The sequence below is a fragment of the Microbacterium sp. LWO13-1.2 genome, from assembly GCF_038397725.1.
In the GTDB taxonomy this organism is placed as follows: domain Bacteria; phylum Actinomycetota; class Actinomycetes; order Actinomycetales; family Microbacteriaceae; genus Microbacterium.
On the sequence record NZ_CP151634.1, the window covers coordinates 1,691,460 to 1,713,787 of the forward strand.

Genomic DNA, 22,328 nt, shown 5'->3' on the forward strand with positions numbered 1-22,328 from the left:
GCGCTCTTCGGCCTCAGTCGCGGTCCGCGGATGCACCGAGGTGGCTCAGCGCCAGCGCGGCGAGGGCGGCGGACTGCTCGCCGAGAACGCCGTCGTCGAAGATCGCGCGCGGCGAATGATTCATCTCGGCGGTTGCGGGGTCGGTGCCCTCCGGTGTCGCGCCGAGAAAGATGAACGCGCCGGGCACCTCGTTCAGCACGTACGAGAAGTCCTCCGATGCCATCGCCGGATGCTCCAGTTCTTCCACGCGCGCCGGGCCGAAGAGGTCGCCGAGAACGGTGAGGGCGTAGGTCGCCGCCGTCGGGTCGTTGACGGTCACCGGATATACGGCGCGGAACTCCGCCTCTCCGCGGCATCCGTGTGCGGCGGCGATGCCCTCGACGAGCACGGGGAGCTCGTCGGCGAGCACGTCCACACTTCGCGTCGAGAGGGTGCGGATCGTGACGCCGAGGCTCGCTTCGTCGGGGATGACGTTGACGACGTCACTGGCCCGCATCTTCGTCACCGAGAGCGTCACCGGGTCGAACGGGGAGAAGCGGCGCGTCGCGAACGCGTGCAGGGCCAGCACGATCTCCGCGGCGGCCGGTACCGGATCGACGGCCTGGTGCGGCCGTGATCCGTGGCCGCCTCGTCCGATCACGCGGACGGTGAGGGTGTTCGCGCCGGCCATCAAGGCGCCTCGTCGGGTGGAGAAGACGCCGCTCACGCCGGGCAGGACGTGAATGCCGTAGGCCGCAGTGACGCGCGTGCCTCCGGCCGTGAGCACGCCATCGTCGATCATGCGCCGCGCGCCGCCGCCGGCCTCTTCGCCCGGTTCGAACATGAAGACCACGGACCCGCGGATCTCGTCCCGTCTCGCGCTGAGCAGCCGTGCCGCTCCGACCAGCGCCGCCGTGTGGAGGTCGTGGCCGCACGCATGCATCGCTCCCGGGACCTCGGAGGCGAACGGGAGCCCGGTGCACTCGTCGATCCGGAGCGCATCCATGTCGGCGCGGATCAGCACCGACGGGCCGGGAAGCGATCCGTGCAGCACGGCCACGACCGACGTGAAATCATCGGGCCCGGTGGTGATCTGCAGGCCGAGCCCGTCCAGGGCTGCAACGACGACAGCGCGGGTGCGGGGGAGTGCGAAGCCCGTTTCCGGCCGTCGGTGCAGGATGCGCCGGAGATCTCTGAGCTCCGGCATCAGCGCGGCGGCGTCGGCGCGAAGGCGGGTTTCGGGCATTCGATACTCCCTCATGACGGATCTGCGTCGACATTCGACCGATTAACATATATCAATATAATCAATAGGCGAAGGGCGCTGAACTCACGATCTATGTCTAATGTGAGAGGCACGCGGACCCTGGGTGGTGCGTCGTTGCAGGAATCGAAGGGAAGAACCATGGCGCCGATCACGAACGCCGCTGTCGCCGTTCAGGTTGCTCGGGCGCTGGAGGCGGAGATCACGGCCGAGGGCTGGAAGTCGGGGCACTTCATCGGGCGTCGGCAGGAATTGGCCGCCCGTTTCAGCGTCGCGCCGGCCACGCTCGGCGAAGCCATCCAGCTCCTGCGCTCACGGGGGATCGTCGACGCCAAGCCCGGCCCTGGTGGAGGGATCTTCGTCGCCGATCGTTCGCCGTTCACGCAGCTGAGCGACCAACTGCTGAGCCTGCGTGAGGGAACGGCGACAGTCACCAACTGCCTTCGGGTACTCGATGCGCTCGATGGAACCGTGCTGCACGACGCGATCGAGTTCGCGAACGATGCGGATATCGCCGACGTCCGTCGTTCGGGGCAACTCGTCGAATCGGTCTGGGGAACGCCCGAGGGCCCGGCCGCGATCTGGGCGCTGCATGCGCGAATCGCACGCATCACGCCGAACGAACTACTGCGCAGTCTGTACACGAACCTGGTCGACTACATCACCGTCGAGGAACTCGATGGGGCGACCGCGCCGAGCACCCCTGAGCGCCTGCAGACCCACCTCGATTTCGCCGCCGCCGTGGTCCGCCGCGACCATGTGCTGGCCGCGTCGGCTGTCGAGCGTCACCGCGGGTCCTCGATGGCGGCTGTCCTTTCCTGAGCCCCCGGCGGCCTCCGCTTCGGTGTTTCGGGTTGACAGGAGCGCCTTCGATGAATAATGATCATATTCATTATTAACAATAGCCTTCGCCCGAGGAGGAACCTCATGACGCTTGAATTCCGCAGTGTGGTCGACACGATGCTCGCGACCCCGAATCGACCTGGCAGAGACAATCCGCCCCCCATCCGTCTCTCCCAGAACGAGATGCCGTGGGAGCCCGCAGGTGTGATCGTCGAGGCGATGGAGAAGGCCGCTCGCTCCACGCATCGATACCCCGACTATCACCGGACCCAGGCGCGCGCGGCCATCGCCGCTTCGCTCGGCCTCGACGTCGGGCGGATCGCCATCGACAACGGTTCCGGCTCGTTGCTGCACGGTCTCGCGCGCCTCGTCTGCGAGTCCGGCGTGCACGGGGTCTACTGCTGGCCCTCTTTCGAGGCGTATCCGGCCGCGCTCGCGCTCGCCGGTGCCCAGAGCACCGCGGTCGATCTCGCCGAAGACGGAGCGATGGATCTGCCGCGAATGGCTGCGGCCATCACGTCGGAGACGCGGATCGTCTACCTGTGCAACCCGAACAATCCCACTGGCGGCCTGGTCGGAGTCGACGGCATCCGGGCCTTCCTGCGTGAGATTCCCTCGAACGTCCTGGTCGTTCTCGACGAGGCCTACCGCGAATTCGTGACCGACGAACCCGTGGACGCGACGATCGCTCTCCTCGACGAGTTCGCCAACCTCGTCATCCTTCGCACCCTCTCGAAGTCCCACGGCCTCGCCGGGGTGCGTGCCGGATACGCGGCGACGACGCCACGCACGGCAGAGGCGCTGCGGCGGACGTCCGTCGGCTTCGCTCTGAACAGCGTCGCAGAGGCCGCGGTGATCGCGGCTTTCAGCCCGGAGGGGCAGTCCGTCGCCGCGGGGCGGATCGCGACGATCGTCACAGAGCGCACCCGCATGGAAGAAGCGCTCCGCGCCGCCGGCGTCTCGTTCTTGCCGAGCCAGTCGAACTTCCTCTTCCTGCACGGCGACGCTCCCGCGATGCTCGCCCGATTCGAACAACACGGTGTGCTCGCCCGCCCGTTCCCGCATGCGGGAGGGGTCCGCGTCACTGTGGGGCTTCCCGCCGAGAACGACGCGGCACTGTCCGCCCTTCTCTGAGCATCCGACACAGCATCCGCCCGAGCATCCGACACTGTGTCGGATGCTCGGAGAAGGACTTCAGAGTCGGCACCGATGAAGCGTCAGCACTTCGGTTCGTACGCTGACAGACATCACGAACGATGCGGTTCGTACCCGAACGGCCCGCGTCGAACACCCAGACAGCTTGCGTGAAGGGATTGGCAGTGACTGCGACGGATTTCGAGCGCGATCGGCGGGCATCGCTGCGACGCTCCATCACGAGCCGCGGCCTCTGGGCCGTGTTCGTCGCCGTGCTGGCACTCGTGTTCATCTACCCCGTGTCGATGATCATCATCGGCACCTTCCGGGACGGTCTTCCCACGTCGGATGCGCCCTTCACCCTCCAGGGCTTCATCAACGCATTCGCCTCGGAGATGACCTGGGACACACTTCTGCACTCGACGATCCTGGTCGTCGTCTGCGGCACGATCGCCGTCGCCGGTGGAGCGATGTTCGCCTGGGTCGGTGCCAACACCAATGTCCCCGGGCGCAAGTGGCTGACGCCGCTCATGGTGATCAACCTCTTCATCCCACCGCTGTTCCACACCATGGGATGGCTGATGCTCGGGAACAAGCAGAACGGACTGCTCAATCAGCTCGGTCAGATGATCGGCCTCCCGGAAGGCTTCATCAATATCCAGTCCTGGCCGGGACTGATCATGCTGCTCTCGCTCGGCTACATGCCGTTCGCGTATCTGCTCATGCTCGGCGCCTTCAAGAACCGTGACCAGTCGCTCGACGAGGCGGCCGCGATCAGCGGCGCCAGCACACTGCGCACGTTCTTCACGATCACTCTGCCGTCGGTGGGGCCGGCGATCACGGGTGCTGCCCTGCTCATCGCGGTGCTGGTGTTCCAGGCGTTCGACAGCCCGCAGATGATCGGGCGTCAGGCCGGCATCTATGTGTTCTCCACGCAGATCTACCGCTACATCCGGGACTCGGTCCCCGCCGAATACACCCGCGCCTTCGCCCTCGCCCTCATCCTGATCGTCCTCGTCCTGATTCTCTTCCTGCTGCAGCGGGCGATGCTGCGCGGGCGGAGCTTCACCACGCTGACCGGGAAGACCTCGAGGCGCGAGCCGCAAGAGCTCGGCCCGGTCCGCTGGGTCTTCGCCGTGCTGATCGCGATCTTCATGCTCCTGAACCTGATCCTGCCGCTGATCGCGATGATCATCGGCAGCATGCAGAAGATCTACGGGGTGATGAGCCTCGGGCTGTCACTCGACAATTATGCGGCGATCCTGGCCGACCCCAAGCTCAGCGGGACGCTGGTGACGACAGCCCAACTGGCCATCCTCGGCGGGTTCGGGTCCATGGCGGTCGCGCTGCTGACGACGTACGTCGTCGCCCGCCGCGGCGGATTCCTCAAGTCGTACACATCGTTCGCCGTGTGGATTCCCTGGGCGCTCCCCGGACTCGTGCTCGCCCTGGCGTACATGTTCGCCATCCTGTACGTGCCGGCGTTCCGGCCGCTCTACGGAACTGCGACCCTGATGACGATCGTGCTCGTGGTGGCCACCATCCCGGTGTCCAGTCGCATCGCCGAGGGAGCGCTCGCTCAGCTCTCGCCCGAGCTCGAAGAAGCCGGCGCGATCTCCGGGGCGAATCGCCTGCGCGTGCTGGTCAGCATCGTGCTGAGGCTCGTGCTTCCGAGCTTCTTCGCCGGGTGGTTCCTCGCCGCCCTGTTCATCGTCGGGAACCTGGCCGTTCCGCTTCTGCTCGCACCACCCAAGGTCACACCGGTGGCGATGGCGGCCTACGAGCTGTTCCTCTCCGGCGAGATGAGTACCGGTGCCGCGCTGTTCATGATCATCCTGCTCGCGGCGACTGTCGTCGTCATCGTCGGTGCGGTCTGCCTGAAGGTCGTCTCGACACTTCAGGCCAGAGCGGGCCGCTCCCGTACCTCCCTCACCCACATAGCATCCTGACCCCCTTCGGCGCACAGGCCCCCTCCGTAACCCGACGAACACCTGCGCACCACTGCAATCCCACTATGACCAAGGAGAAGAATAATGAAGTTCAATTCCGCAATCCGCCTCGCGACCGCCGCCGTTGCGATCAGCGCGCTCGCCGCGCTCGCCGGCTGTTCTTCGGCCGCGCCGGAACCGAAGACCGACGGCGGCTCGAAGGGCATCGAGATCCCCGGAGCGACGCCGAAGGCGTCGGAGAAGCTCAACGAGCTGTACCAGGCCGCCGTCGACTCCGGCAGCACGGACATCGTCTTCTACGGTCCGTCGGCAAGCACCTCCGAAGCGCTCCTCGAGGTCTTCACCGAGCGTTTCCCCGGCCTCTCCGTGACCCTCAAGGACATGGCCGACGCGCAGATCCTCACGACGATGCAGACCGAGGCGGCAACCGGTCAGCGTGTCGGCGACCTCTGGTGGGGCGGCGACTCGATCCAGGCCGCCCGTGAAGCGGACATCTGCACGCCCGTCGACGTCGTCACCGGCCCGGAGGGCTGGGAGCCTCCGACGGCAGAGGAAGATCGCCTGATCTACTTCGCGTACCGGATGTTCGGCTTCGTCTACAACACCGACGAGGTCAGCGCCGATGAAGCGCCGAAGGGCTGGAACGACCTGCTCGATTCGGAGTGGAAGGGCAAGGTCGCGATGGGCGACCCGAACGCCGGTGCGCTGCGGCACATCTTCACCGGAATGCTGCGGCCCGATGGCCAGCAGGAGAAGTTCGGCGAGTCGTTCGTCGAGGACTTCGCCGCGCAGGACGTGCAGTACGTCGACCCGGAGCGCAACGTCGCCGCCGAGGTCGCCAGTGGGCGGTTCCCCGTCGGGGCGGGAGTCTTCTACGGCTACTACCTGCTGCAGAAGGAGAAGGGCGCGAACGTCGAGTTCGTCTTCCCGCTCGAAGGAGGAGGCAACTTCCTCAGCCGGTCCAGCATGTGCGTCGCGCAGGACGGCCCGGCGGCCGACGCGACAGAGCTGTTCGTGAACTGGATCTTCACCGAAGAGGGCCAGCAGGCGATCGCGGAGAAGGACCTCTCCTACGGCAACACGCCGACGGCACCGGGACCGGAGGGGATGGCCTCGCTCGACCAGATCGACAAGCTCCCGTTCGCCAACCCGGATGCCGCGTTCAACCAGCCCTTCTTCGACTTCATCGAGAAGACGTTCAAGAACCCGAACGCCCAGTAGCACACCCAGCGGGACGACACAGAGAGCAGATATCAGCATGACTGAGGTCCTGGTTTCCGGACTCACCAAGAAGTACGGCAATAAGCCGGCTCTGCACGGGCTCGATCTCACGATCGACTCGGGCGAGTTCGTCACCCTCCTCGGCCCCTCGGGCTGCGGGAAGACGACGACGCTGCGTTGCCTGGCCGGCTTGGAGCGTCCGACCACGGGCCGGATCACCATGGGTGACCGCATCGTCGTGGACACGGACCGGCGCACCTTCGTGCCGGCCGACAAGCGACAGGTCGGCATGGTGTTCCAGAGTTATGCGCTGTGGCCGCATCTGAGCGTGGCGGAGAACGTCGCGTATCCGCTCAAGGTGGCCAAGATCGGCAGCCAGGATCGGCAGAAGCGCGTGCGCGAGATGCTGGTCGCCGTCGGGCTCGCCGATTTCGAGAAACGCCCCGTCACCGCACTGTCGGGCGGTCAGCAGCAACGCGTCGCACTGGCGCGAGCGCTGGCCGCCCGGCCGGGCATCATCTTCTACGACGAGCCGCTCTCGAACCTCGACTCGAAGCTGCGCTACCAGATGGGTCAGCAGGTGCGTGCGCTGCACAACCAGTTCGAGACCACCTCGGTGTACGTCACGCACGATCAGGAGGAGGCGATCACGCTCTCCGACCGGATCATCGTGATGAGCGAGGGGGAGATCGTGCAGGACGGCGCGCCCGCCGAACTCTACGATCGACCGCAGTCGGCCTACGTCGCCGACTTCATGGGGTTCCAGAACATCCTCCCCGGCACGGTCGTCGCCGTGAACCGGGGAATCGCCGACATCCGGGTCGACGGCACCTCCCTGGTGATCGCCGGAACCGCGACGACGGACGTCGCCGTCGGCGAGCGCGCCGACGTCGCCTTCCGGGCGGCGCACGTGCGGACGGATGCCGTCACCTCGACGTCGGGCGCGGGCCGATTCTCCGGCACCGTCGAGCGCACGACCTACCTCGGCAGTGCCGTGAACCTGCTCGTCCGCGCCGATGGACTGCCTCTTCGCGTGCGGGTCGAGACATCGGACTTGAGCATCGACGACGTGCCGAAGGCGGGCGATGAGCTCGAACTCGCCGTCAACCCTGCCCGCGCTGTCGTGATCACTCGGCAGGAATCCGAAGACGCCTACCTCACCATCCAGACGAACGCGATCGTCTCTCCGCGCTGACGCGGCCACGACTTCAGAGAGGAAGAATGACAAATGAGTGATCTCCCCACCCCCCGATCCGACGCACCGCGCGTCCGCGAGCTCGCCGAGATCGGCGGACGCTCCGACACCCGAGATGTCCTCGCCCATGCGACGAAGCAGGCGAGGGACGACTACGACGACTACTTCATCGTCGACATCGATGCCCACGTCTCGGAGGACCACTTCTGGGGTGAGGTGCTCGACCTCATCGACAATGACGTCTGGCGCCAGATCGGCATGGACCAGTTCGGGAAGTTCGCCGGCAACAACGCCCTGCTGAACATCCAGCCGGGGATGTCGCACCAGAGCGTCGGCGGGCGTATCGGGCACCAGGGTCGCAAGGAGCCGATCGAAGGCGAAGAGGGGCATCCCTTCGTGACCGCCGCCCGCCGGGGGATGGATGCGATGGGGCTCGACTTCCAGGTCGTGTTCCCCAGTGCGATGCTCCTTCTCGGAATGCACCCGCAGGACGAGGTCGAGGTCGTGCTCGGCCGGGCCTTCAACCGCTGGTTGACCGAGGTGATCCTGCCGCCGAATCCTCGCCTCAAGGGCATGCTGTACCTCCCGTGCAACACCCCCGAGGTCTGCGAGGAACTCGTCGAGAAGTACGCGGACAACGACGGCATCATCGGATACACGGTGTGCTCCACGCGCAACAACCCCGTGCACTCCGATGTGTACACCCGCCTCTACAAGCTCATCGAAGACAGCGGCAAGCCGCTCGCGTTCCACTCGGGATACCACTGGGGCGACCCTTCGTTCGCACAGCTGAACCGCTTCCTCTCGATGCACGCGCTCTCGTTCACGCACTACAACCAGATTCACGTGACGAACTGGATCATCAACGCGATGCCCGAGCGCTTCCCGAAGATCAAGATGGTGTGGGTCGAGAGCGGGCTGGCCTGGATCCCGTTCCTCATGCAGCGTCTCGATCACGAGGTGCTCATGCGACCGAGCGAGGCGCCGGGTCTGAAGCGACTGCCGAGCGAGTACATGAAGGAGATGTGGTACACGACGCAGCCGATGGAGCGGACCAACATGGAGCTGCTCGAGGCGACCATGAAGTCGTTCAACGCCGAGACGCAGTTGCTGTACTCCTCGGACTGGCCGCACTGGGATTGGGACGCGCCGTCGACGATCACGCGGCTTCCGTTCCTCTCCGAGCAGGCAAAACGGAACATCCTCGGGTTGAACGCCGCGCGGGTGTTCAATCTCCCCACCGACCGACAGAAGCCTCCAGCGGAGCAGGTGCTCCAGGACCGACCAGGGATCTCGTGACATGACTACTGACAGCACCACCACCACGTCCGCCATCGAAGAACTCGGTGTCCTCATCGCCCGCCTGGGTGAGGTCACCGCGCAGATCGCCGAGGAGAAACTGGGCGCCGAGGTCTCCGACGAGCAGATCGCCGACGTGCTCTACGCCGCTGCGCGGTTGTTCTCGGCGAAGACCGATCGGGTCGGCAAGATCTCCTGGCCGATCCGCGCGGACGCCCTCAACGCCACCGAGACCGTGGTCCTCGTGACCGCGTTGCTCGACGCCGCCGATGTCAACCTCTTCGACATGGCGATCTGGTACCGGAGGGCCGAATGAGCGCCCGGGTCGTTCGCCGTGACGTCGTCGTCGCTCGACTCGACGACCTGAAGGAGCGCGAGCGCATCGTCGTCGATGTGGACGGCACCGAGCTCGGACTCTACTTCTACGCCGATCAGGTGCGCGCCTGGTACAACGTCTGCCCGCATCAGGGCGGCCCCGTCTGCCAGGGCAAGATCATGCCGCGCACCGTCCAGCTCGTCCGCGAGGACCTCAAGAGCGGCGGTCCGGGCTTTCACCCGACCGACCGCAACATCGTCTGCCCGTGGCACGGCTTCGAGTTCGACGTGCTCACCGGCAAGCATCCGGCGGATGCGAGTGTCGGCCTGCGTCCGATCCCGGTCCGGGTCGACGGCAACGAGGTCGTGGTCACGCTCTGAGGTGGCGACGTGGTCATCGGAGGGGCGGATGCGAACAGCATCCGCCCCTCCGTCGTTCCCGTTCCGATTCAGACGCTGCCTCACGGATGTCACAGGCGCGGGGTTCTAGGCTTGTCCTGTGAGCGAGATCATCGTACGGCCGGCGCGGAGCGCGGATATCGTCGCGATCAGGAACCTGCTGCAACCGCTCGTCGAGCAGCGCATCCTTCTGGGCAAGGATCTCGCGATCCTCTACGGCGCGGTGCAGGAATTCGTCGTCGCGGAAGCGGATGGTGTGCTGATCGGATGCGGCGCGCTGCACGTCATCTGGGAGGACCTCGGTGAGGTGCGCACGCTTCTCGTCCGCGATGACTGGCTGCACCACGGAGTCGGGCGCTCCATCGTCGATCGCCTCGAGGAGAACGCGAAGGCCCTCGGGCTGTCGCGGCTGTTCTGCCTGACCTTCGAGGTCGAGTTCTTCAGTCGGCGCGGCTTCGCCCCGATCGGCGAACAGGTCGTCGATCCCGACGTGTACTCGCAGCTGCTGCGCAGCGGTGACGCCGGCGTCGAGGAGTTCCTCGACCTGGCGCATGTGAAGCCGAACACGCTCGGCAACACGCGGATGCTGAAACAGCTGAACTAGCCTGGACGCATGACCCGTTCGTCTGCAGCCGTCTATCGCCGACGGCGTCTTGTGGTGGTCGGCGCGCTGATCGTCCTCCTCGCGGCGATCGGGGTCGGAGTCTGGCTTTTCGTCGCCCAGCCGTGGGCCGGAGCTGAGCCGGGAGCAGACCCCACGCCGTCATCGACGACGAGTTCGTCACCGACGACGACGCCGACCGCAGGAGAAACCCCGACGCCGGAGTCGACGACCGATGAGACCCCCGCGATCGTCGCCTGCAAGGCGACGGACATCAAGGTCACTGCCGTCGCCGATGCGGACGTCTACCCCGCAGGTGTCCTGCCCCAGCTGTCGATCTCGCTGACCAACGACGGGAAGACCGATTGCACGCTCGATGTCGGGTCGACCATGCAGGTGTTCACGGTCTCCAGCGGCGACGACGTCTGGTGGCGTTCCACGGACTGCCAGGAGAACCCGAGCAGCATGATCGCGACGCTGGTCGCGGGAACGACGGTCACCAGTAAGGAGCCGGTCACCTGGGACCGCACCCGATCCAGCGTCGAGACATGCGCGGACGAGAATCGTCCGCGAGCGCCAGGCGGCGGTTCGTCGTATCACGTCGCCGTGTCGATCGGCGGCTTCGAAAGCCAGGGAACACAGCAGATCCTGCTCGAGTGAGATCGCTCTGATCGAGGCGTGGTGCGGGGGCGCGGTGCCCCAAAGACCCTCGCCTTTGGGATACCATGGGGTGACTCTCGGGTATTCGCGGCGTAAGCCATCCCCAGTGGCGTCGGCTACAGCGTCCCCAGCGCTTCGACATCCGCCGCGCGAGAGCTCCGGGCCCTCTCGAGTACCCCAGTCCCCACTGGAGAACTCGAGAGGGCCCTCTTCGTTTTAGGCTGGACTCATGGCAGCGAAGAAGGCGAAGGCCTCCAAGAAACCCGCCCCCGAGGAGTTCCGCTCCGACGCGCTGGCGCAGGCGCTGGAGAAGCAGGACATCGCCGCGGTCGCACTGGCACTCCGCCACGGCACGACCGTCGTCCCGCTGATCAAGCCGGGAGCGCGCGATAACCCGCGCGACAGCGGCGAGGTCTGGACCTATCGCAACCCGGACAGCGGCGACCTCGCCCTGCTGCTCTTCAGCGACGCGAAGAACAAGCCGGCGAATCTGCCGCCCGGAGTCGGGATCTACGACGCCGACTGGCTGCGGAAGTTCCTCGCTGCGCATCCGATCACGACGGTCTTCCTCGACATCGCGGGCCCGCATCCGATGCAGGCCGCCCCGGACGAGCTGCTGAAGGCCCTCGACGCCTGAGTCGAAGCCGACCGGCCGGCCTCGGTCACGGACCGGAACCTCAGAACGGCGGGATCTCGCCGTCGGGCCGACGGTTGGTGTTCCGCGCCCGCACATCGTTGAGTGCAGCCCGGAGCGTCTTGGAGCGGTCGTCGACGACCTGCTCGTACCCGAGCCGCGCTGCTTCGGAACGCCGCTGTGCCGCCTGCGTGACCGGGCGGATCTCACCGGCCAGGCTCAGCTCACCGACCGCGGCCACCGTGCGCGGCACGGAGTTCAGCTGCACGGATCCGGCCACGGCGATCGCGATGGCGAGATCGGCGGCCGGCTCGGTGAATCGCACGCCGCCCACTGTCGACACGTAGACGTCGAGCATGCTGGTCTTGATGCTGGCCCGCTTCTCGAGGATCGCGAGCACCATCGCGACCCGTGAGGCGTCGAGACCGTGCACGACCCGGCGCGGATTGGGCGCGGACGACGGGATCGTCAGGGCCTGAACCTCGACCGGCAGCGCCCGCTTGCCCTCCAACGCGATCGCGACGCAGGTGCCCGGTTCGGTCGCGCCCTGCGAGAGGAACAACCCGGACGGATCGGGGACCTCGGCGATGCCGCCGCCGGTCATCTCGAAGCATCCGACCTCATCGGTGGGACCGAAGCGGTTCTTCAACGCGCGGATGAAGCGCAGCGATGTCTGGCGATCGCCCTCGAAGTGGCACACGACGTCGACGAGATGCTCGAGCACCCGCGGGCCGGCCACCTGGCCGTCTTTCGTGACGTGACCGACGATGATGATCGGCAGACTGCGTTCCTTCGCGACTCGGATGAGTGTGGCGGCGACCTCTCGCACCTGACTGGGCTGCCCTGCCGCACCATCGGTCAGTGAAGACGACACGGTCTGCACGGAATCGACGATCACGAGCTGCGGTCGTACCTCGTCGATGTGGCCGAGGATCGTGGCGAGGTCGGTCTCGCTCGCGAGATACAGCTCATCGTGCAGCGCGCCGGTGCGTTCGGCGCGCAGTCGCACCTGAGCGGGTGACTCCTCGGCGCTCGCGTAGAGCACGCGGCGGCCCGCACGGGCCGACTGCGCCGCCACTTCGAGCAGCAGCGTCGACTTGCCGACGCCCGGCTCGCCGCTGAGCAGGATCGCGGCTCCCGGAACGATGCCGCCACCGAGCACGCGGTCGAACTCACCGACGCCGCTCGTGCGCCGCGGTGCGTCTTCCGTGGTGATCTGTGTGATCGGCCGAGCGGCGCGATCGGCGTGCGGGGCGAGCGGTGTCATCCGACGGAGGATGCCTGTCGGAGCGGCCTGTTCGGACACGGTGCCCCACTGCTGGCACTCGCCGCAGCGACCCACCCACTTCGCCGTCGTCCACCCGCATTCCGTGCAGACGAAAGCAGGGGGAGCGGGTTTGCGGGTGGCCATGCAATCAGGCTATCGGGCGCATCCGACATGCCTATCGGCAAGAGGGACTTTCGGCCCACGTCGGCCGTCGCGGCCCGACAGAATGGAAGCAGGAGAGAAGGAGTCGCGCATGGAATGGCTTGATCCGCTGGTCCTTTCACGATGGCAGTTCGGGCTGACCACCGTCTACCACTACCTCTTCGTGCCCCTGACGATCGGCATGGTCGTGGTGGCCGCGATCTTCCAGACCGCCTGGGTGCGCACCGGCAAGGTCGAGTACCTGCACCTCACTCGTTTCTTCGGGAAGATCTTCCTCATCAACTTCGCGATGGGCGTGGTCACCGGCATCGTGCAGGAGTTCCAGTTCGGCATGAACTGGTCGGACTACTCCCGCTTCGTCGGAGACGTCTTCGGCGCCCCGCTGGCGTTCGAGGGGCTCCTGGCGTTCTTCTTCGAAGCGACCTTCATCGGCCTGTGGATCTTCGGCTGGGACAAGCTTCCCCAGAAGCTGCACCTCGCGACGATCTGGTGCGTCGCGATCGGCAGCATCCTCTCCGCATACTTCATCATCGCCGCGAATGCGTTCATGCAGAATCCGGTCGGTTACGAGTACAACGCCACGACGAACCGTGCCGAACTCGTCGACATCGGTGCCCTCCTCACCAACCCGGTCGCGCTCGCCGCCTTCCCGCACACCATCTTCGGCGCGTTCATGTTCGCCGCCGGCGTCGTGATCTCGGTGTCCGCCTGGCACCTCTCCCGCGGGCAGCACTACGACACCATGCGCATCTCGCTGAAGTTCGGGCTGTGGGCGATGATCATCTCCACCGCCGGAGTCGCGCTCACCGGCGACCAGCTCGGCCTCGCCATGTACGAGACGCAGCCCATGAAGATGGCCGCGGCGGAAGCGACGTTCAACACGGTCTGCGGGCCGGATGCCGCGTTCAGCCTGTTCACGCTCGGCACTCCCGACGGCAAGACCGAGCTGTTCAGCATCCGTGTTCCGTACCTGCTGTCGCTGCTGTCGACGCACACCCTCGACGGATGCGTGCACGGCATCAACGACCTCAACGCCGAATACGCCGAGCGCTTCGCCGACACCGGGATCACCGACTTCGCGCCGGTGCTCTGGGTCACCTACTGGGGCTTCCGCTGGATGATCGGCCTCGGCATGGCCGCCGCGCTCGTCGCCGTCGTCGGGCTCTGGATCACCCGCCGCAGCGCCAAGCGCCAGCCGGCCCCGTGGATGTGGAAGCTCGCGATCTGGTCGTTCCCGCTCGCTCTCGGCGCCAACATCATGGGCTGGGTCTTCACCGAGATGGGCAGGCAGCCCTGGATCGTCTTCAGCCTGATGACGACACAGGACGGCGTCTCGCCGGGCGTGAGCGGACTCGAGGTGCTCATCTCCTTGGTCGCTTTCACCGCGATCTACGCAGCTCTCGCCGTCGTCGAGATCCGCCTCATCGTGAGGGCCGCGCAGAAAGGCCCTGACACCACCGAGCAACCTCATGACGAGACGGCCCAGCTGCCGTCGGTCGTGTACTGAGAGGAATGTTCATGGACCTCGCAACCCTCTGGTTCTGGATCGTCGCCTTCCTCTTCGTCGGGTACTTCGTGCTCGACGGGTTCGACTTCGGCGTCGGGATGTCTCTGCCGTTCCTCGGCAAGGACGACGTGTCGCGCCGGCAGGTCATCAACACCATCGGGCCGATCTGGGATCTCAACGAGACGTGGGTGATCGTCGCCGGCGCCTGCCTGTTCGCCTCGTTCCCGGAGTGGTACGCCACGTTGTTCAGCGGTTTCTACCTGCCGCTGCTTCTCATCCTGCTCGCCCTGATCCTGCGCGGCGTCTCCTTCGAGTACCGGCACCAGCGCGAGGATGCCGCATGGAAGGCGCGGTTCGACCGGATGATCGTGATCGGCTCGGCCGTGCCGGCGTTCCTCTGGGGAGTGGCGTTCGGCAACATCGTGCAGGGCGTCCCGCTGGACGCCGACCACGTCTACGTCGGCGGGTTCTTCGGCCTCCTGAACCCGTACGCACTGCTGGTCGGCGTCACGACCCTGCTGCTGTTCTTCCTGCACGGAGTGTGCTTCGTGGCGCTGAAGACCGACGGTCGGGTGCTTGAAGATGCGCGGAGGCTGGTCGCTCGGGCGGCCGTTCCGACGATCCTCGCGGCGGCTGCGACCGTCGTCTGGACGATCGTGCTGGCCGCCCAGCGCGAGGCGCCGTTGCTGTGGATGGTGATCGCTGCCGGTGCCGTGGCCGCGGTTTTCCTGGTGAGCCTGGTGGTGCTCTCTCTTCGCCGGCTGGACGGCTGGGCGTTCTTCGCCGGCGTCGTCACCGTGCTGTCTGCGGTCGTGATGCTGTTCGCCGCGCTCTTCCCGTACGTGATGCCGTCGACGATCGACCCGGCCGTCAACAGCCTCACCATCGCGAACGCCTCGAGCACGCCGTACACGCTGCAGATCATGAGTTGGACGGCGCTGGTCGCCCTGCCTCTGGTGCTCGCGTATCAAGCCTGGACGTACTGGATCTTCCGCAAGCGCGTCACCCGCCGCTCCATCGAGGCGGCTCCGGCGCACGCGTGAGGTCCTCGTCGCGGTGCGGTCGCACGTCGTGCGGGTGCGAAGCTGGGATGAGGACACGAAGTGCGACCGGAAGGGTGAGGGGCTGCGCATGAAACCCGTCGATCCGCGGTTGCTTCGATACGCGGCGGCGGTACGCGGGTTCGTCGCGGCATCCGCACTGATCGCGGTGGTGCAGACCGGGGTCGTGATCGCGTTCGCCTGGCTGCTGACGGATGCCGTCACAGGCGCGCTCGCGGGACGAGATGTCACCGCATCCCTCATCTGGTTGCTGCTCACGGCCGTTCTGCGCGGGGCGCTGATCGCCATCTCGGATGCCGCAGGCACGCGCGCCGCCGCGCGGACCGGTGCCCAGCTGCGCGCCGCCCTGATCCGAGCGGTCGGCCGGCTGGGGCCGGGCTGGCTCGCGCAGCGGAATCAGGCCGGTCTCGCCGTGACCGCCGGGCACGGGCTGGACGCGCTCGACGCCTACTTCGCGCGGTACATCCCGCAGCTCGTACTGACCGTCGTCGCGACACCGGTGCTGCTCGCGGTGATGTGGTGGCAGGACTGGCCGAGCGGACTCGCCGCGGCGATCACGCTGCCGCTCATCCCGCTCTTCCTCATCCTCATCGGGATGGCCACCCGCACCGTGCAGCGTCGGCAATGGCAGACCCTGCAGCGGCTCGCCGTGCGCTTCGCCGATACCGTGCAGGGGCTCGCGACCTTGCGTCTGTTCGGCCGGGAGCAGCGAGCGGCGGAGCGGATCGAGACCACGGCAGACGAGTACCGGCGCGAGACGATGACGGTGCTGCGGTTCTCGTTCCTCTCCGGCTTCGCGATGGAACTGCTGTCCTCGCTGGCCGTCGCGCTCATCGCCGTGTCGGTCGGTTTCCGGCTGCTGTCCGGTGAGCTCTCGCTCGAGGTCGGGCTGTTCGTGCTGCTGCTCGCACCGGAGGCCTTCCTGCCGATCCGGCAGGTCGGAGTGCAGTTCCACGCCGCGGCCGAGGGCGTCGCGGCGACCGAGGAGATCTTCGAGGTGCTCGATGCCGCGGGGGCGCGCGCCGATCGTGTCCACAACTCCGGAGATCTTGTGTCGGAGACGGCCGAAGCGCGTGTTCTTGGAGAGAATCGGCCCGGATCTCCGGAGTTGTGGACGCGCGGAACAGACCTCGTCATCTCCGACCTCGGGGTCCGTGACCTCCCGCCGGTCTCGTTCGCGGCCGAGCCGGGAACGATCACTCTCATCGAAGGTCCGAGCGGTTCCGGCAAGTCGAGCCTCCTCGCTGCCCTGCGTGGCGCGGCGGACTTCGACGGCGCGGCCACGTTTGGCGGGAGCGATCTGCGCGACCTCGCGCCCGCCGACTGGCTGGCCTGGGCCGGGCAGGCGCCGGGGCTCATCCGCGGCACGATCGCCGAGAATGTCGCGCTCGGAGATCCGTCAGCGGATGCCGAGGGCATTCGCGCGGCCCTTGACGACGCCTGCGCCGATGATCTCGACCCTGCGGCCGAGCTCGGTGTGCAGGGCAGCGGCCTGTCGGGCGGACAGGGGCAACGGGTCGCGGTGGCTCGGGCGTTCTACCGGCACGCGGCGGATCCGCAGAGAGTGCTCGTTCTCGACGAGCCGTCCAGTGCTCTGGATGCCGACACCGAGGCGCGACTCTGGTTGTCGCTGCGGAGGAGAGCGGAAGCGGGCGCCACGATCCTGCTCGTCTCGCACCGCCGCTCCGCGCGGACGATCGCCGATCAGGTCATCGCCTTGGGGGTGAGCGTGTGAGCATCCGATCCGATGCGAGGCGTGCTCCCTCCGCCCGCGTGACGGCCAGAGAAAGGGCAGTGCTCCGCGGCGCGCAGCCGCCGCTCGGCCGATTCCTTCCCGGTCTCCTCTGGGGCGTGCTGTCGGCTGGAGCTGCCGTGAGCCTGCTCGCGGTGAGCGGGTGGCTGATCGTCAGCGCCTCGATCGTGGATTCGCTCGTGCCGCTTTCGATCGCGGTCGTGGGGGTGCGCTTCTTCGCGGTTTCGAGGGCCGTGACCCGCTACCTCGAGCGGCTCAGCGGGCACGATGCCGCGTTGCGCCAGTTGGCGGTCACCCGCGCCGACATGGTGCGCCGACTGATCCCGCTTTCTCCCGCAGGGCTCGGCCGCACCGATCGTGGCCGGGTGCTGTCGGCTCTCGTCGATGATGTCGAGAATCTGCAGAACCTGCCGTTGCGGGTCGTGCAGCCGTTGGCCGTCGCCGCTGTCGTCGCTATCGGCGCGGTCGGATTCATCGCCTTCGTGTCTCCGCCGGCCGCCTTGACCCTCGCCGCGTGCCTCATCGTCGCCGCCGGCGCGGCCATCGGTCTCGGCTGGATACTCGGATCACGTGCCGAGACGCGGGTCTCGTTGCGCAGGGCCGAGCTGTCGGCGGCTCTGGTGGACTATTTCGGCAGTCTGGACGTGCTGATCGCGTACGGGGCCGAGTTCGCTGCGCGGGAACGTGTGCAGGACGCCGACGCCGCACTCCGCGCCTCGGTGACACGGGCGTCCCTCGCTCAGGCGGTCGCCGCCGGCGTCGTGTCGACGATGGCGGGAGCTGCCTCGGTCTGGGCGCTCGCCGCGGCATCTCCTGGGTTGTCGACCGGAGCGATCGACGGCCCGTGGCTTGCCGTTGCGGTTTTGGTGCCGATGGTGGTGTTCGAGATCTTCGGTGCAGCACCGGTGGCGGCGGCCTCGTGGCGCAGCGTCCGGGCGAGCGCTCGGCGCGTGGTCGACGTGCTGCCGGAGCGAATGCCCGATGAGCTGCGCGGCGACGAGGGCGTCGATGCCGGTGGGGTCGAGGGGAGTATCCGGTTGCGGAACGTGCACGCGACGTGGCCGGGCGGGGCGGAAGGGCTGCGCGGCGTCGATCTCGATCTGCAGCCGGGGGAGCGGGTGCTGGTCTCGGGCCCCAGCGGTGCCGGGAAGAGCACCCTCGCCGCGGCGCTGGTCGGGTTCCTCCGGGTGGAGGGCGAGTATTCCGTCGGCGGCATGGATGCGGCAACGCTCTCCGGGCCTTCGCTGCGCGCGGTCGTGGGACTGTGCGAGCAGAGCCCGCAGTTGTTCGACGAGGACATCCGGCAGAACCTCCTCTTCGCGCGCGACACCGCCACCGACGACGAGCTGCTGGCCGTGCTCGACCGGGTCGGGCTCGCCGACTGGGTGCGCGACCGCGGCGGGCTCGACGCGCGTGTCGGCGACCGCGGGGCGCTGGTGTCCGGAGGTCAGGCGCAGCGCATCGCTCTCGCCCGAGTGTTGCTGCGCGGGTTCCCCGTGCTGGTGCTCGATGAGCCGACGGCGGGCGTCGACCCGGCGGCATCCGACGCGCTGCTGCGCGATCTGCTGGAAGCGGTCGGCGAGCAGTCCGTCCTGCTGATCTCGCATGTCGCCCCGCCCGCGGGCACGGTGGATCGCGTCGTGCGCATCGAAGCGGGGCGCACGATCTGATCGCCCGGCCTCGACGAGTGGGTGCATCCCTCCACATGCCCCCGTAGCGTGGGGGCATGAGACGGACAGATGAAGCAGATCTGCTGATGAACGCCTCGCCGGAGCGGGTCTTCCGCGCACTCACTGATCCGGAAGCACTCGTGAAGTGGCTGCCTCCGGAAGGCATGACCGCGCGCTTCGAGCGTTTCGACGCGCGGCCAGGCGGTGACTACCGGATGGTGCTGACCTATGTGGATGCCACGGGTGCTCCGGGGAAGAGCAGCGCTGATCAGGATGTCGTCGAGGGCAGGTTCGTCGAGCTGATGCCCGGCGTCCGGGCGGTTCAGGAGATCGAGTTCGAAGCCGAGGATCCGTCGTTCGCCGGTGTCATGCGGATGACCTGGGAAGTCGCGGCGCGAGAGGCAGGCGCCCACGTCATCTTCCGTGCCGAGGACGTTCCACCCGGGATCTCCGCGGAAGACCACATCGAAGGCATGACGTCTTCGCTGCGGAATCTCGCCGCTCTCGTCGAGGCCTGAGTCAGGCCAGCGAGACCGGCGGTTCCATCACGATGCCCTGGGCTTCGAAGGCGCGGCGGCGCTCTTCGATGCGGCGGTGCAGTTCGACCTGGGCGTCTTCGATCGTCTGCGGGTCGAGATCGACGGTGGGCGGATGCGGGTCGCCGTGGTTCGCCGCGATGTAGGTGTCGAGCTCGGGCCCGGACGTCCACGAGGTGATCAGTGCGTAGCGGGGAGCGGTGCCGCGGTGCCACACCGCATGCCAGAAGCGCTGGGTGTCGACGATGATCCGCGAACCAGCGGGGAGCGCGAACCGCACCTCGGTGGCGGGGTCGAAGCGATCTGCACGAAGGATGAGCATCGAGTCGGAGTCGTCGGTGAGATTGAAGAATCCGCGCACCACCCAGCCGGTGCCGTCGTCGTTGAGCCGGTTGTTGTCGTCCTGGTGCAGGTTGTAGATCGCGTCGGCGTAGTCGTTGGGCTGCAGTTCGATCACGCGGCAGCGGCCGACGTTGGCGCCCGGCTCCTGCGCGCGCTGCACCAGGATCGGTGCCTTGTCGGCCTGACCCGCGACCCACACGCCGTCCTTGTCGGTGCGGGGCGGGGTGTGGTTCCAGAAGCCGTTGCAGTCGACGTCACCGGCGTAGCTGGTGAGCGGCGCGAAGCGGGTGATGCCGGAGGAGCGCCAGCCGATGTATTCCAGGTCGAGCCACTCGGCGGGATCGGCGGCCTGATCGTGGTCGTCGAGGACGACGTAGCCCGTCTCGGCCAGTGCTTCGGATGTGATGAAGCTCATGTTGCGCCTCCCGGCTGTCTCCTCTTCGAGCCTAGCCCGGCGTCGTCTTGTTTCGTCGGCATCGATCCCGCGTTCGACGGTCCACCAGTACGATGTGCCATATGACGCACTTTGGATCGGTCCGATGACTGGCGTGATGGCCACTCTCGCCTCGGCGGAGAGCCTGCGAGAGCAGATCGAGGCCCAGCTCTCGTCACGGATCATCTCCGGCGAGATTCCGCCAGGGCAGGTTCTCACGGTGCCGACGCTTGCCGGCGAGTTCGGTGTGAGCGCCACCCCGGTGCGCGAGGCGATTCTGAATCTCGCGAGACGCGGATTCCTCCGCCCGATTCGCAATCGCGGCTTCGAGGTCACCGAGGTGTCGCCGGAGGAATTGCGCGAGCTCAGCGACGTGCGAATGCTGCTCGAGGCGCCGACGATGGTCACCGTCGCCGGGACTCTGGACGACGAGACGGTCACGGAGTTGCGCGCCCTGGCTGATCGCATCGTCGAGGCGGGCCAGGAGGGGCGCTTCGATGAGTACCTCACGGCTGACACGGCATTTCACCTGCGGATTCTCGAATGCACCGGCAACCGCAAGCTGGTCGAACTGGTTCGCGAGCTGCGTCAGCAGACGCGGTTGGTCGGGCTCGCGCATCTCGCCGAGACGGACACCCTGATGTCGACGGCCCTCGAGCACGCGGAACTCGTGGATCTGCTGGTGGCCGGCGACGGCGCGGCGGCCGAGGCGCTCATGCGGAGGCACATCCGGCACGTGGGGGGCATCTGGAGCGGCCGCGACGAGGACTGACGCCTCAGCGCAGTTCGCGGGTGCATCGATTCGGCCCGAGGGGTTTCGCTCTGCCGGTCCGATGAGTAATGTGTCACATGCTATCAAGTGTGGAATTGCAACGACGCATCCCAGGAGACCCTCATGAAGACCCGTACACAGCGCACCCGTCAGATCCTCGCCCTCGCCGCGGCGACCGGCGTCCTGCTCGCCGCAGCAGGCTGCTCCGGCGGCCTCGGCTCCGACGACGGGGGAGGCGCTGACCAATCCGGCACGATCAAGCTGGGGATGCTCGCTCCGTTCTCCGGCAGCGAGTCCGCCTTCGGCGAATACATGCAGAACGGCGCCCAGCTCGCCATCGACGAGATCAACGCAGACGGCGGAATCGACGGACGCAAGCTCGAACTGCAGGTGGAAGACGACGCCTGCGATGCGACTGCCGCCGTATCCGCAGCGAACAAGCTCGTGACCGAGGGCGTCGTCGCTTCGGTCGGCGGCTACTGCTCAGGCGCCACGCTGCCGACGCTTCCGATCTTCGATGAGGCCGGCATCCCGATGGTGATCCCCGCCGCCAACTCGAACGAGCTGGTGAAGCAGGGCCTCCCCGGGGTCTTCCTCATCAACGGCACCGGCACCCAGCAGGCGGCCGCAGCGGTCGCTTACGCGGAGAAGAGCGGCATGAAGAGCGTCGCGGTGATCGACGATGCGACCGCATACTCCGCAGATCTGGCGGCATCCTTCGTCACGCAGGCGACCGAGGCCGGGCTCAGCGTCTCGTTCGAAGCGACCGTCACGCCTGGTGAGAACGACTACGCGGCCGTCGCCACCCAGCTGGCGAGCGAGAAGCCCGAACTCGTGTACTGGACCGGCTACTACCAGGAGGGCGGACTCATCGTCCGGCAGGCGACGGATGCCGGTTACGCCGGCGCCTTCCTCGTCGGCGATGGCTCGGTCGACGCGAAGTTCGCCGAGATCGCGGGCGACGGATACACCGACAACGTCCTCGGCACGTTCACCCAGACCCCCGACATGATCGAGGGCGCCGATGCCTGGATCGCGGACTACGAGAAGCTCGCCGGCGCCGCGCCCGGACCGTACTCGACGCAGTCGTACGACGCCGTCCGAGTGATCGCCCAGGCGATCGAGGACGCAGGGAGCACCGAATTCGACGAGGTCGTCGCCGCGCTCGAAGGGCTGAAGGACTTCGACACGTTCGCCGGCCCGCTCACGTTCACGAAGGACCACACGCTCTCCGGCGGCGGTTTCGTGATCGTCGGCATCGATCCGGCATCCGGTGCGTTCATCCTCGAAGACGATCTGCAGGACTGACGTGAGTGGGGCGGCTGACGCCGC

Annotated in this window: 21 protein-coding genes; 18 read left to right on the plus strand and 3 right to left on the minus strand. The window is 67.1% G+C overall.

Going from position 1 to position 22,328, the window contains the following annotated elements; translation table 11 throughout:
* Positions 1 to 13: 13 nt before the first annotated feature.
* Entirely contained in the window at positions 14 to 1,225 is a 1,212-nt protein-coding gene (locus MRBLWO13_RS07895; protein WP_341977694.1) for a M20 family metallopeptidase, read from the minus strand.
* 159 nt (positions 1,226 to 1,384) lie between these two features.
* Between MRBLWO13_RS07895 and MRBLWO13_RS07900 the strand changes: the two genes are divergently transcribed.
* From MRBLWO13_RS07900 to MRBLWO13_RS07950, 11 genes are all read left to right on the plus strand, one after another.
* On the plus strand, positions 1,385 to 2,065 hold the full coding sequence (locus MRBLWO13_RS07900; RefSeq protein ID WP_341977696.1) for an FCD domain-containing protein: 681 nt from the start codon (positions 1,385 to 1,387) through the stop codon (positions 2,063 to 2,065).
* 105 nt (positions 2,066 to 2,170) lie between these two features.
* The gene (locus MRBLWO13_RS07905) at positions 2,171 to 3,220 is read left to right on the plus strand and encodes an aminotransferase class I/II-fold pyridoxal phosphate-dependent enzyme (protein WP_341977698.1); all 1,050 of its coding nucleotides are present in this window, start codon (positions 2,171 to 2,173) and stop codon (positions 3,218 to 3,220) included.
* A 185-nt stretch (positions 3,221 to 3,405) separates the two neighbouring features.
* A complete protein-coding gene (locus MRBLWO13_RS07910; RefSeq protein WP_341977700.1) occupies positions 3,406 to 5,169 on the plus strand; it encodes an iron ABC transporter permease in 1,764 nt (587 codons plus the stop codon).
* An 84-nt stretch (positions 5,170 to 5,253) separates the two neighbouring features.
* Positions 5,254 to 6,390 carry an extracellular solute-binding protein gene (locus tag MRBLWO13_RS07915; protein ID WP_341977702.1) on the plus strand — a complete coding sequence of 379 codons (1,137 nt, stop codon included), beginning with the start codon at positions 5,254 to 5,256 and terminating at the stop codon, positions 6,388 to 6,390.
* A 37-nt stretch (positions 6,391 to 6,427) separates the two neighbouring features.
* Positions 6,428 to 7,585, plus strand: coding sequence for an ABC transporter ATP-binding protein (locus MRBLWO13_RS07920; RefSeq protein ID WP_341977703.1), 1,158 nt, complete (start codon positions 6,428 to 6,430; stop codon positions 7,583 to 7,585).
* 33 nt (positions 7,586 to 7,618) lie between these two features.
* Positions 7,619 to 8,884 carry an amidohydrolase family protein gene (locus MRBLWO13_RS07925; protein ID WP_341977705.1) on the plus strand — a complete coding sequence of 422 codons (1,266 nt, stop codon included), beginning with the start codon at positions 7,619 to 7,621 and terminating at the stop codon, positions 8,882 to 8,884.
* 1 nt (position 8,885) lies between these two features.
* On the plus strand, positions 8,886 to 9,200 hold the full coding sequence (locus tag MRBLWO13_RS07930; RefSeq protein WP_341977707.1) for a hypothetical protein: 315 nt from the start codon (positions 8,886 to 8,888) through the stop codon (positions 9,198 to 9,200).
* Positions 9,197 to 9,580, plus strand: coding sequence for a Rieske 2Fe-2S domain-containing protein (locus tag MRBLWO13_RS07935; protein WP_341977709.1), 384 nt, complete (start codon positions 9,197 to 9,199; stop codon positions 9,578 to 9,580). Before MRBLWO13_RS07930 ends, MRBLWO13_RS07935 begins: the two co-directional genes overlap by 4 nt.
* Before the next feature lie 118 nt (positions 9,581 to 9,698).
* The gene (locus MRBLWO13_RS07940) at positions 9,699 to 10,202 is read left to right on the plus strand and encodes an amino-acid N-acetyltransferase (RefSeq protein WP_341977711.1); all 504 of its coding nucleotides are present in this window, start codon (positions 9,699 to 9,701) and stop codon (positions 10,200 to 10,202) included.
* Between the two features lie 9 nt (positions 10,203 to 10,211).
* The gene (locus MRBLWO13_RS07945) at positions 10,212 to 10,859 is read left to right on the plus strand and encodes a hypothetical protein (RefSeq protein ID WP_341977713.1); all 648 of its coding nucleotides are present in this window, start codon (positions 10,212 to 10,214) and stop codon (positions 10,857 to 10,859) included.
* Positions 10,860 to 11,088: 229 nt separating this feature from the next.
* Positions 11,089 to 11,496, plus strand: a complete 408-nt coding sequence (locus MRBLWO13_RS07950; protein WP_341977715.1) for a dehydrogenase — start codon at positions 11,089 to 11,091, stop codon at positions 11,494 to 11,496.
* Positions 11,497 to 11,536: 40 nt separating this feature from the next.
* On the opposite strand, the gene radA is transcribed toward MRBLWO13_RS07950, so the two are convergent.
* Positions 11,537 to 12,904 (minus strand): DNA repair protein RadA, encoded by a 1,368-nt coding sequence (gene radA, locus MRBLWO13_RS07955; protein ID WP_341977717.1) that lies wholly within the window; start codon positions 12,902 to 12,904, stop codon positions 11,537 to 11,539.
* Positions 12,905 to 13,013: 109 nt separating this feature from the next.
* On the opposite strand from radA, the gene MRBLWO13_RS07960 reads away from it, so the two are divergent.
* The 5 genes from MRBLWO13_RS07960 to MRBLWO13_RS07980 all read left to right on the plus strand — a co-directional run bounded on the left by MRBLWO13_RS07960 (position 13,014) and on the right by MRBLWO13_RS07980 (position 19,431).
* Positions 13,014 to 14,429, plus strand: a complete 1,416-nt coding sequence (locus tag MRBLWO13_RS07960) for a cytochrome ubiquinol oxidase subunit I (protein ID WP_341977719.1) — start codon at positions 13,014 to 13,016, stop codon at positions 14,427 to 14,429.
* Positions 14,430 to 14,440: 11 nt separating this feature from the next.
* Positions 14,441 to 15,472: a cytochrome d ubiquinol oxidase subunit II gene (gene cydB, locus MRBLWO13_RS07965; protein ID WP_341977721.1), complete on the plus strand. Its 1,032-nt coding sequence runs from the start codon at positions 14,441 to 14,443 to the stop codon at positions 15,470 to 15,472.
* An 88-nt stretch (positions 15,473 to 15,560) separates the two neighbouring features.
* Positions 15,561 to 17,225, plus strand: a complete 1,665-nt coding sequence (cydD, locus tag MRBLWO13_RS07970; protein WP_341977723.1) for a thiol reductant ABC exporter subunit CydD — start codon at positions 15,561 to 15,563, stop codon at positions 17,223 to 17,225.
* A 2-nt stretch (positions 17,226 to 17,227) separates the two neighbouring features.
* The gene (gene cydC, locus MRBLWO13_RS07975) at positions 17,228 to 18,913 is read left to right on the plus strand and encodes a thiol reductant ABC exporter subunit CydC (RefSeq protein ID WP_341978325.1); all 1,686 of its coding nucleotides are present in this window, start codon (positions 17,228 to 17,230) and stop codon (positions 18,911 to 18,913) included.
* Between the two features lie 56 nt (positions 18,914 to 18,969).
* The gene (locus tag MRBLWO13_RS07980) at positions 18,970 to 19,431 is read left to right on the plus strand and encodes an SRPBCC family protein (protein WP_341977725.1); all 462 of its coding nucleotides are present in this window, start codon (positions 18,970 to 18,972) and stop codon (positions 19,429 to 19,431) included.
* A 1-nt stretch (position 19,432) separates the two neighbouring features.
* Here MRBLWO13_RS07980 and MRBLWO13_RS07985 read toward each other — a convergent pair whose 3' ends face one another.
* The gene (locus tag MRBLWO13_RS07985) at positions 19,433 to 20,206 is read right to left on the minus strand and encodes a hypothetical protein (protein ID WP_341977727.1); all 774 of its coding nucleotides are present in this window, start codon (positions 20,204 to 20,206) and stop codon (positions 19,433 to 19,435) included.
* 124 nt (positions 20,207 to 20,330) lie between these two features.
* Here MRBLWO13_RS07985 and MRBLWO13_RS07990 point away from each other — a divergent pair, with 124 nt between their 5' ends.
* Positions 20,331 to 20,996: a GntR family transcriptional regulator gene (locus tag MRBLWO13_RS07990; RefSeq protein ID WP_341977729.1), complete on the plus strand. Its 666-nt coding sequence runs from the start codon at positions 20,331 to 20,333 to the stop codon at positions 20,994 to 20,996.
* Positions 20,997 to 21,119: 123 nt separating this feature from the next.
* Positions 21,120 to 22,304, plus strand: a complete 1,185-nt coding sequence (locus MRBLWO13_RS07995) for a branched-chain amino acid ABC transporter substrate-binding protein (protein WP_341977730.1) — start codon at positions 21,120 to 21,122, stop codon at positions 22,302 to 22,304.
* Positions 22,305 to 22,328: the final 24 nt, after the last annotated feature.

Excerpts from the sequence above, each read along its gene's own strand:
- MRBLWO13_RS07895 (WP_341977694.1), bottom strand. The coding sequence starts at position 1,225 with ATGCCCGAAACCCGCCTTCGCGCCGACGCCGCCGCGCTGATGCCGGAG.
- MRBLWO13_RS07900 (WP_341977696.1), top strand. The coding sequence starts at position 1,385 with ATGGCGCCGATCACGAACGCCGCTGTCGCCGTTCAGGTTGCTCGGGCG.
- MRBLWO13_RS07905 (WP_341977698.1), top strand. The coding sequence starts at position 2,171 with ATGACGCTTGAATTCCGCAGTGTGGTCGACACGATGCTCGCGACCCCG.
- MRBLWO13_RS07915 (WP_341977702.1), top strand. The coding sequence starts at position 5,254 with ATGAAGTTCAATTCCGCAATCCGCCTCGCGACCGCCGCCGTTGCGATC.
- MRBLWO13_RS07920 (WP_341977703.1), top strand. The coding sequence starts at position 6,428 with ATGACTGAGGTCCTGGTTTCCGGACTCACCAAGAAGTACGGCAATAAG.
- MRBLWO13_RS07925 (WP_341977705.1), top strand. The coding sequence starts at position 7,619 with ATGAGTGATCTCCCCACCCCCCGATCCGACGCACCGCGCGTCCGCGAG.
- MRBLWO13_RS07930 (WP_341977707.1), top strand. The coding sequence starts at position 8,886 with ATGACTACTGACAGCACCACCACCACGTCCGCCATCGAAGAACTCGGT.
- MRBLWO13_RS07935 (WP_341977709.1), top strand. The coding sequence starts at position 9,197 with ATGAGCGCCCGGGTCGTTCGCCGTGACGTCGTCGTCGCTCGACTCGAC.
- MRBLWO13_RS07945 (WP_341977713.1), top strand. The coding sequence starts at position 10,212 with ATGACCCGTTCGTCTGCAGCCGTCTATCGCCGACGGCGTCTTGTGGTG.
- MRBLWO13_RS07950 (WP_341977715.1), top strand. The coding sequence starts at position 11,089 with ATGGCAGCGAAGAAGGCGAAGGCCTCCAAGAAACCCGCCCCCGAGGAG.
- radA (WP_341977717.1), bottom strand. The coding sequence starts at position 12,904 with ATGGCCACCCGCAAACCCGCTCCCCCTGCTTTCGTCTGCACGGAATGC.
- MRBLWO13_RS07960 (WP_341977719.1), top strand. The coding sequence starts at position 13,014 with ATGGAATGGCTTGATCCGCTGGTCCTTTCACGATGGCAGTTCGGGCTG.
- cydB (WP_341977721.1), top strand. The coding sequence starts at position 14,441 with ATGGACCTCGCAACCCTCTGGTTCTGGATCGTCGCCTTCCTCTTCGTC.
- cydD (WP_341977723.1), top strand. The coding sequence starts at position 15,561 with ATGAAACCCGTCGATCCGCGGTTGCTTCGATACGCGGCGGCGGTACGC.
- MRBLWO13_RS07980 (WP_341977725.1), top strand. The coding sequence starts at position 18,970 with ATGAGACGGACAGATGAAGCAGATCTGCTGATGAACGCCTCGCCGGAG.
- MRBLWO13_RS07985 (WP_341977727.1), bottom strand. The coding sequence starts at position 20,206 with ATGAGCTTCATCACATCCGAAGCACTGGCCGAGACGGGCTACGTCGTC.
- MRBLWO13_RS07990 (WP_341977729.1), top strand. The coding sequence starts at position 20,331 with ATGACTGGCGTGATGGCCACTCTCGCCTCGGCGGAGAGCCTGCGAGAG.
- MRBLWO13_RS07995 (WP_341977730.1), top strand. The coding sequence starts at position 21,120 with ATGAAGACCCGTACACAGCGCACCCGTCAGATCCTCGCCCTCGCCGCG.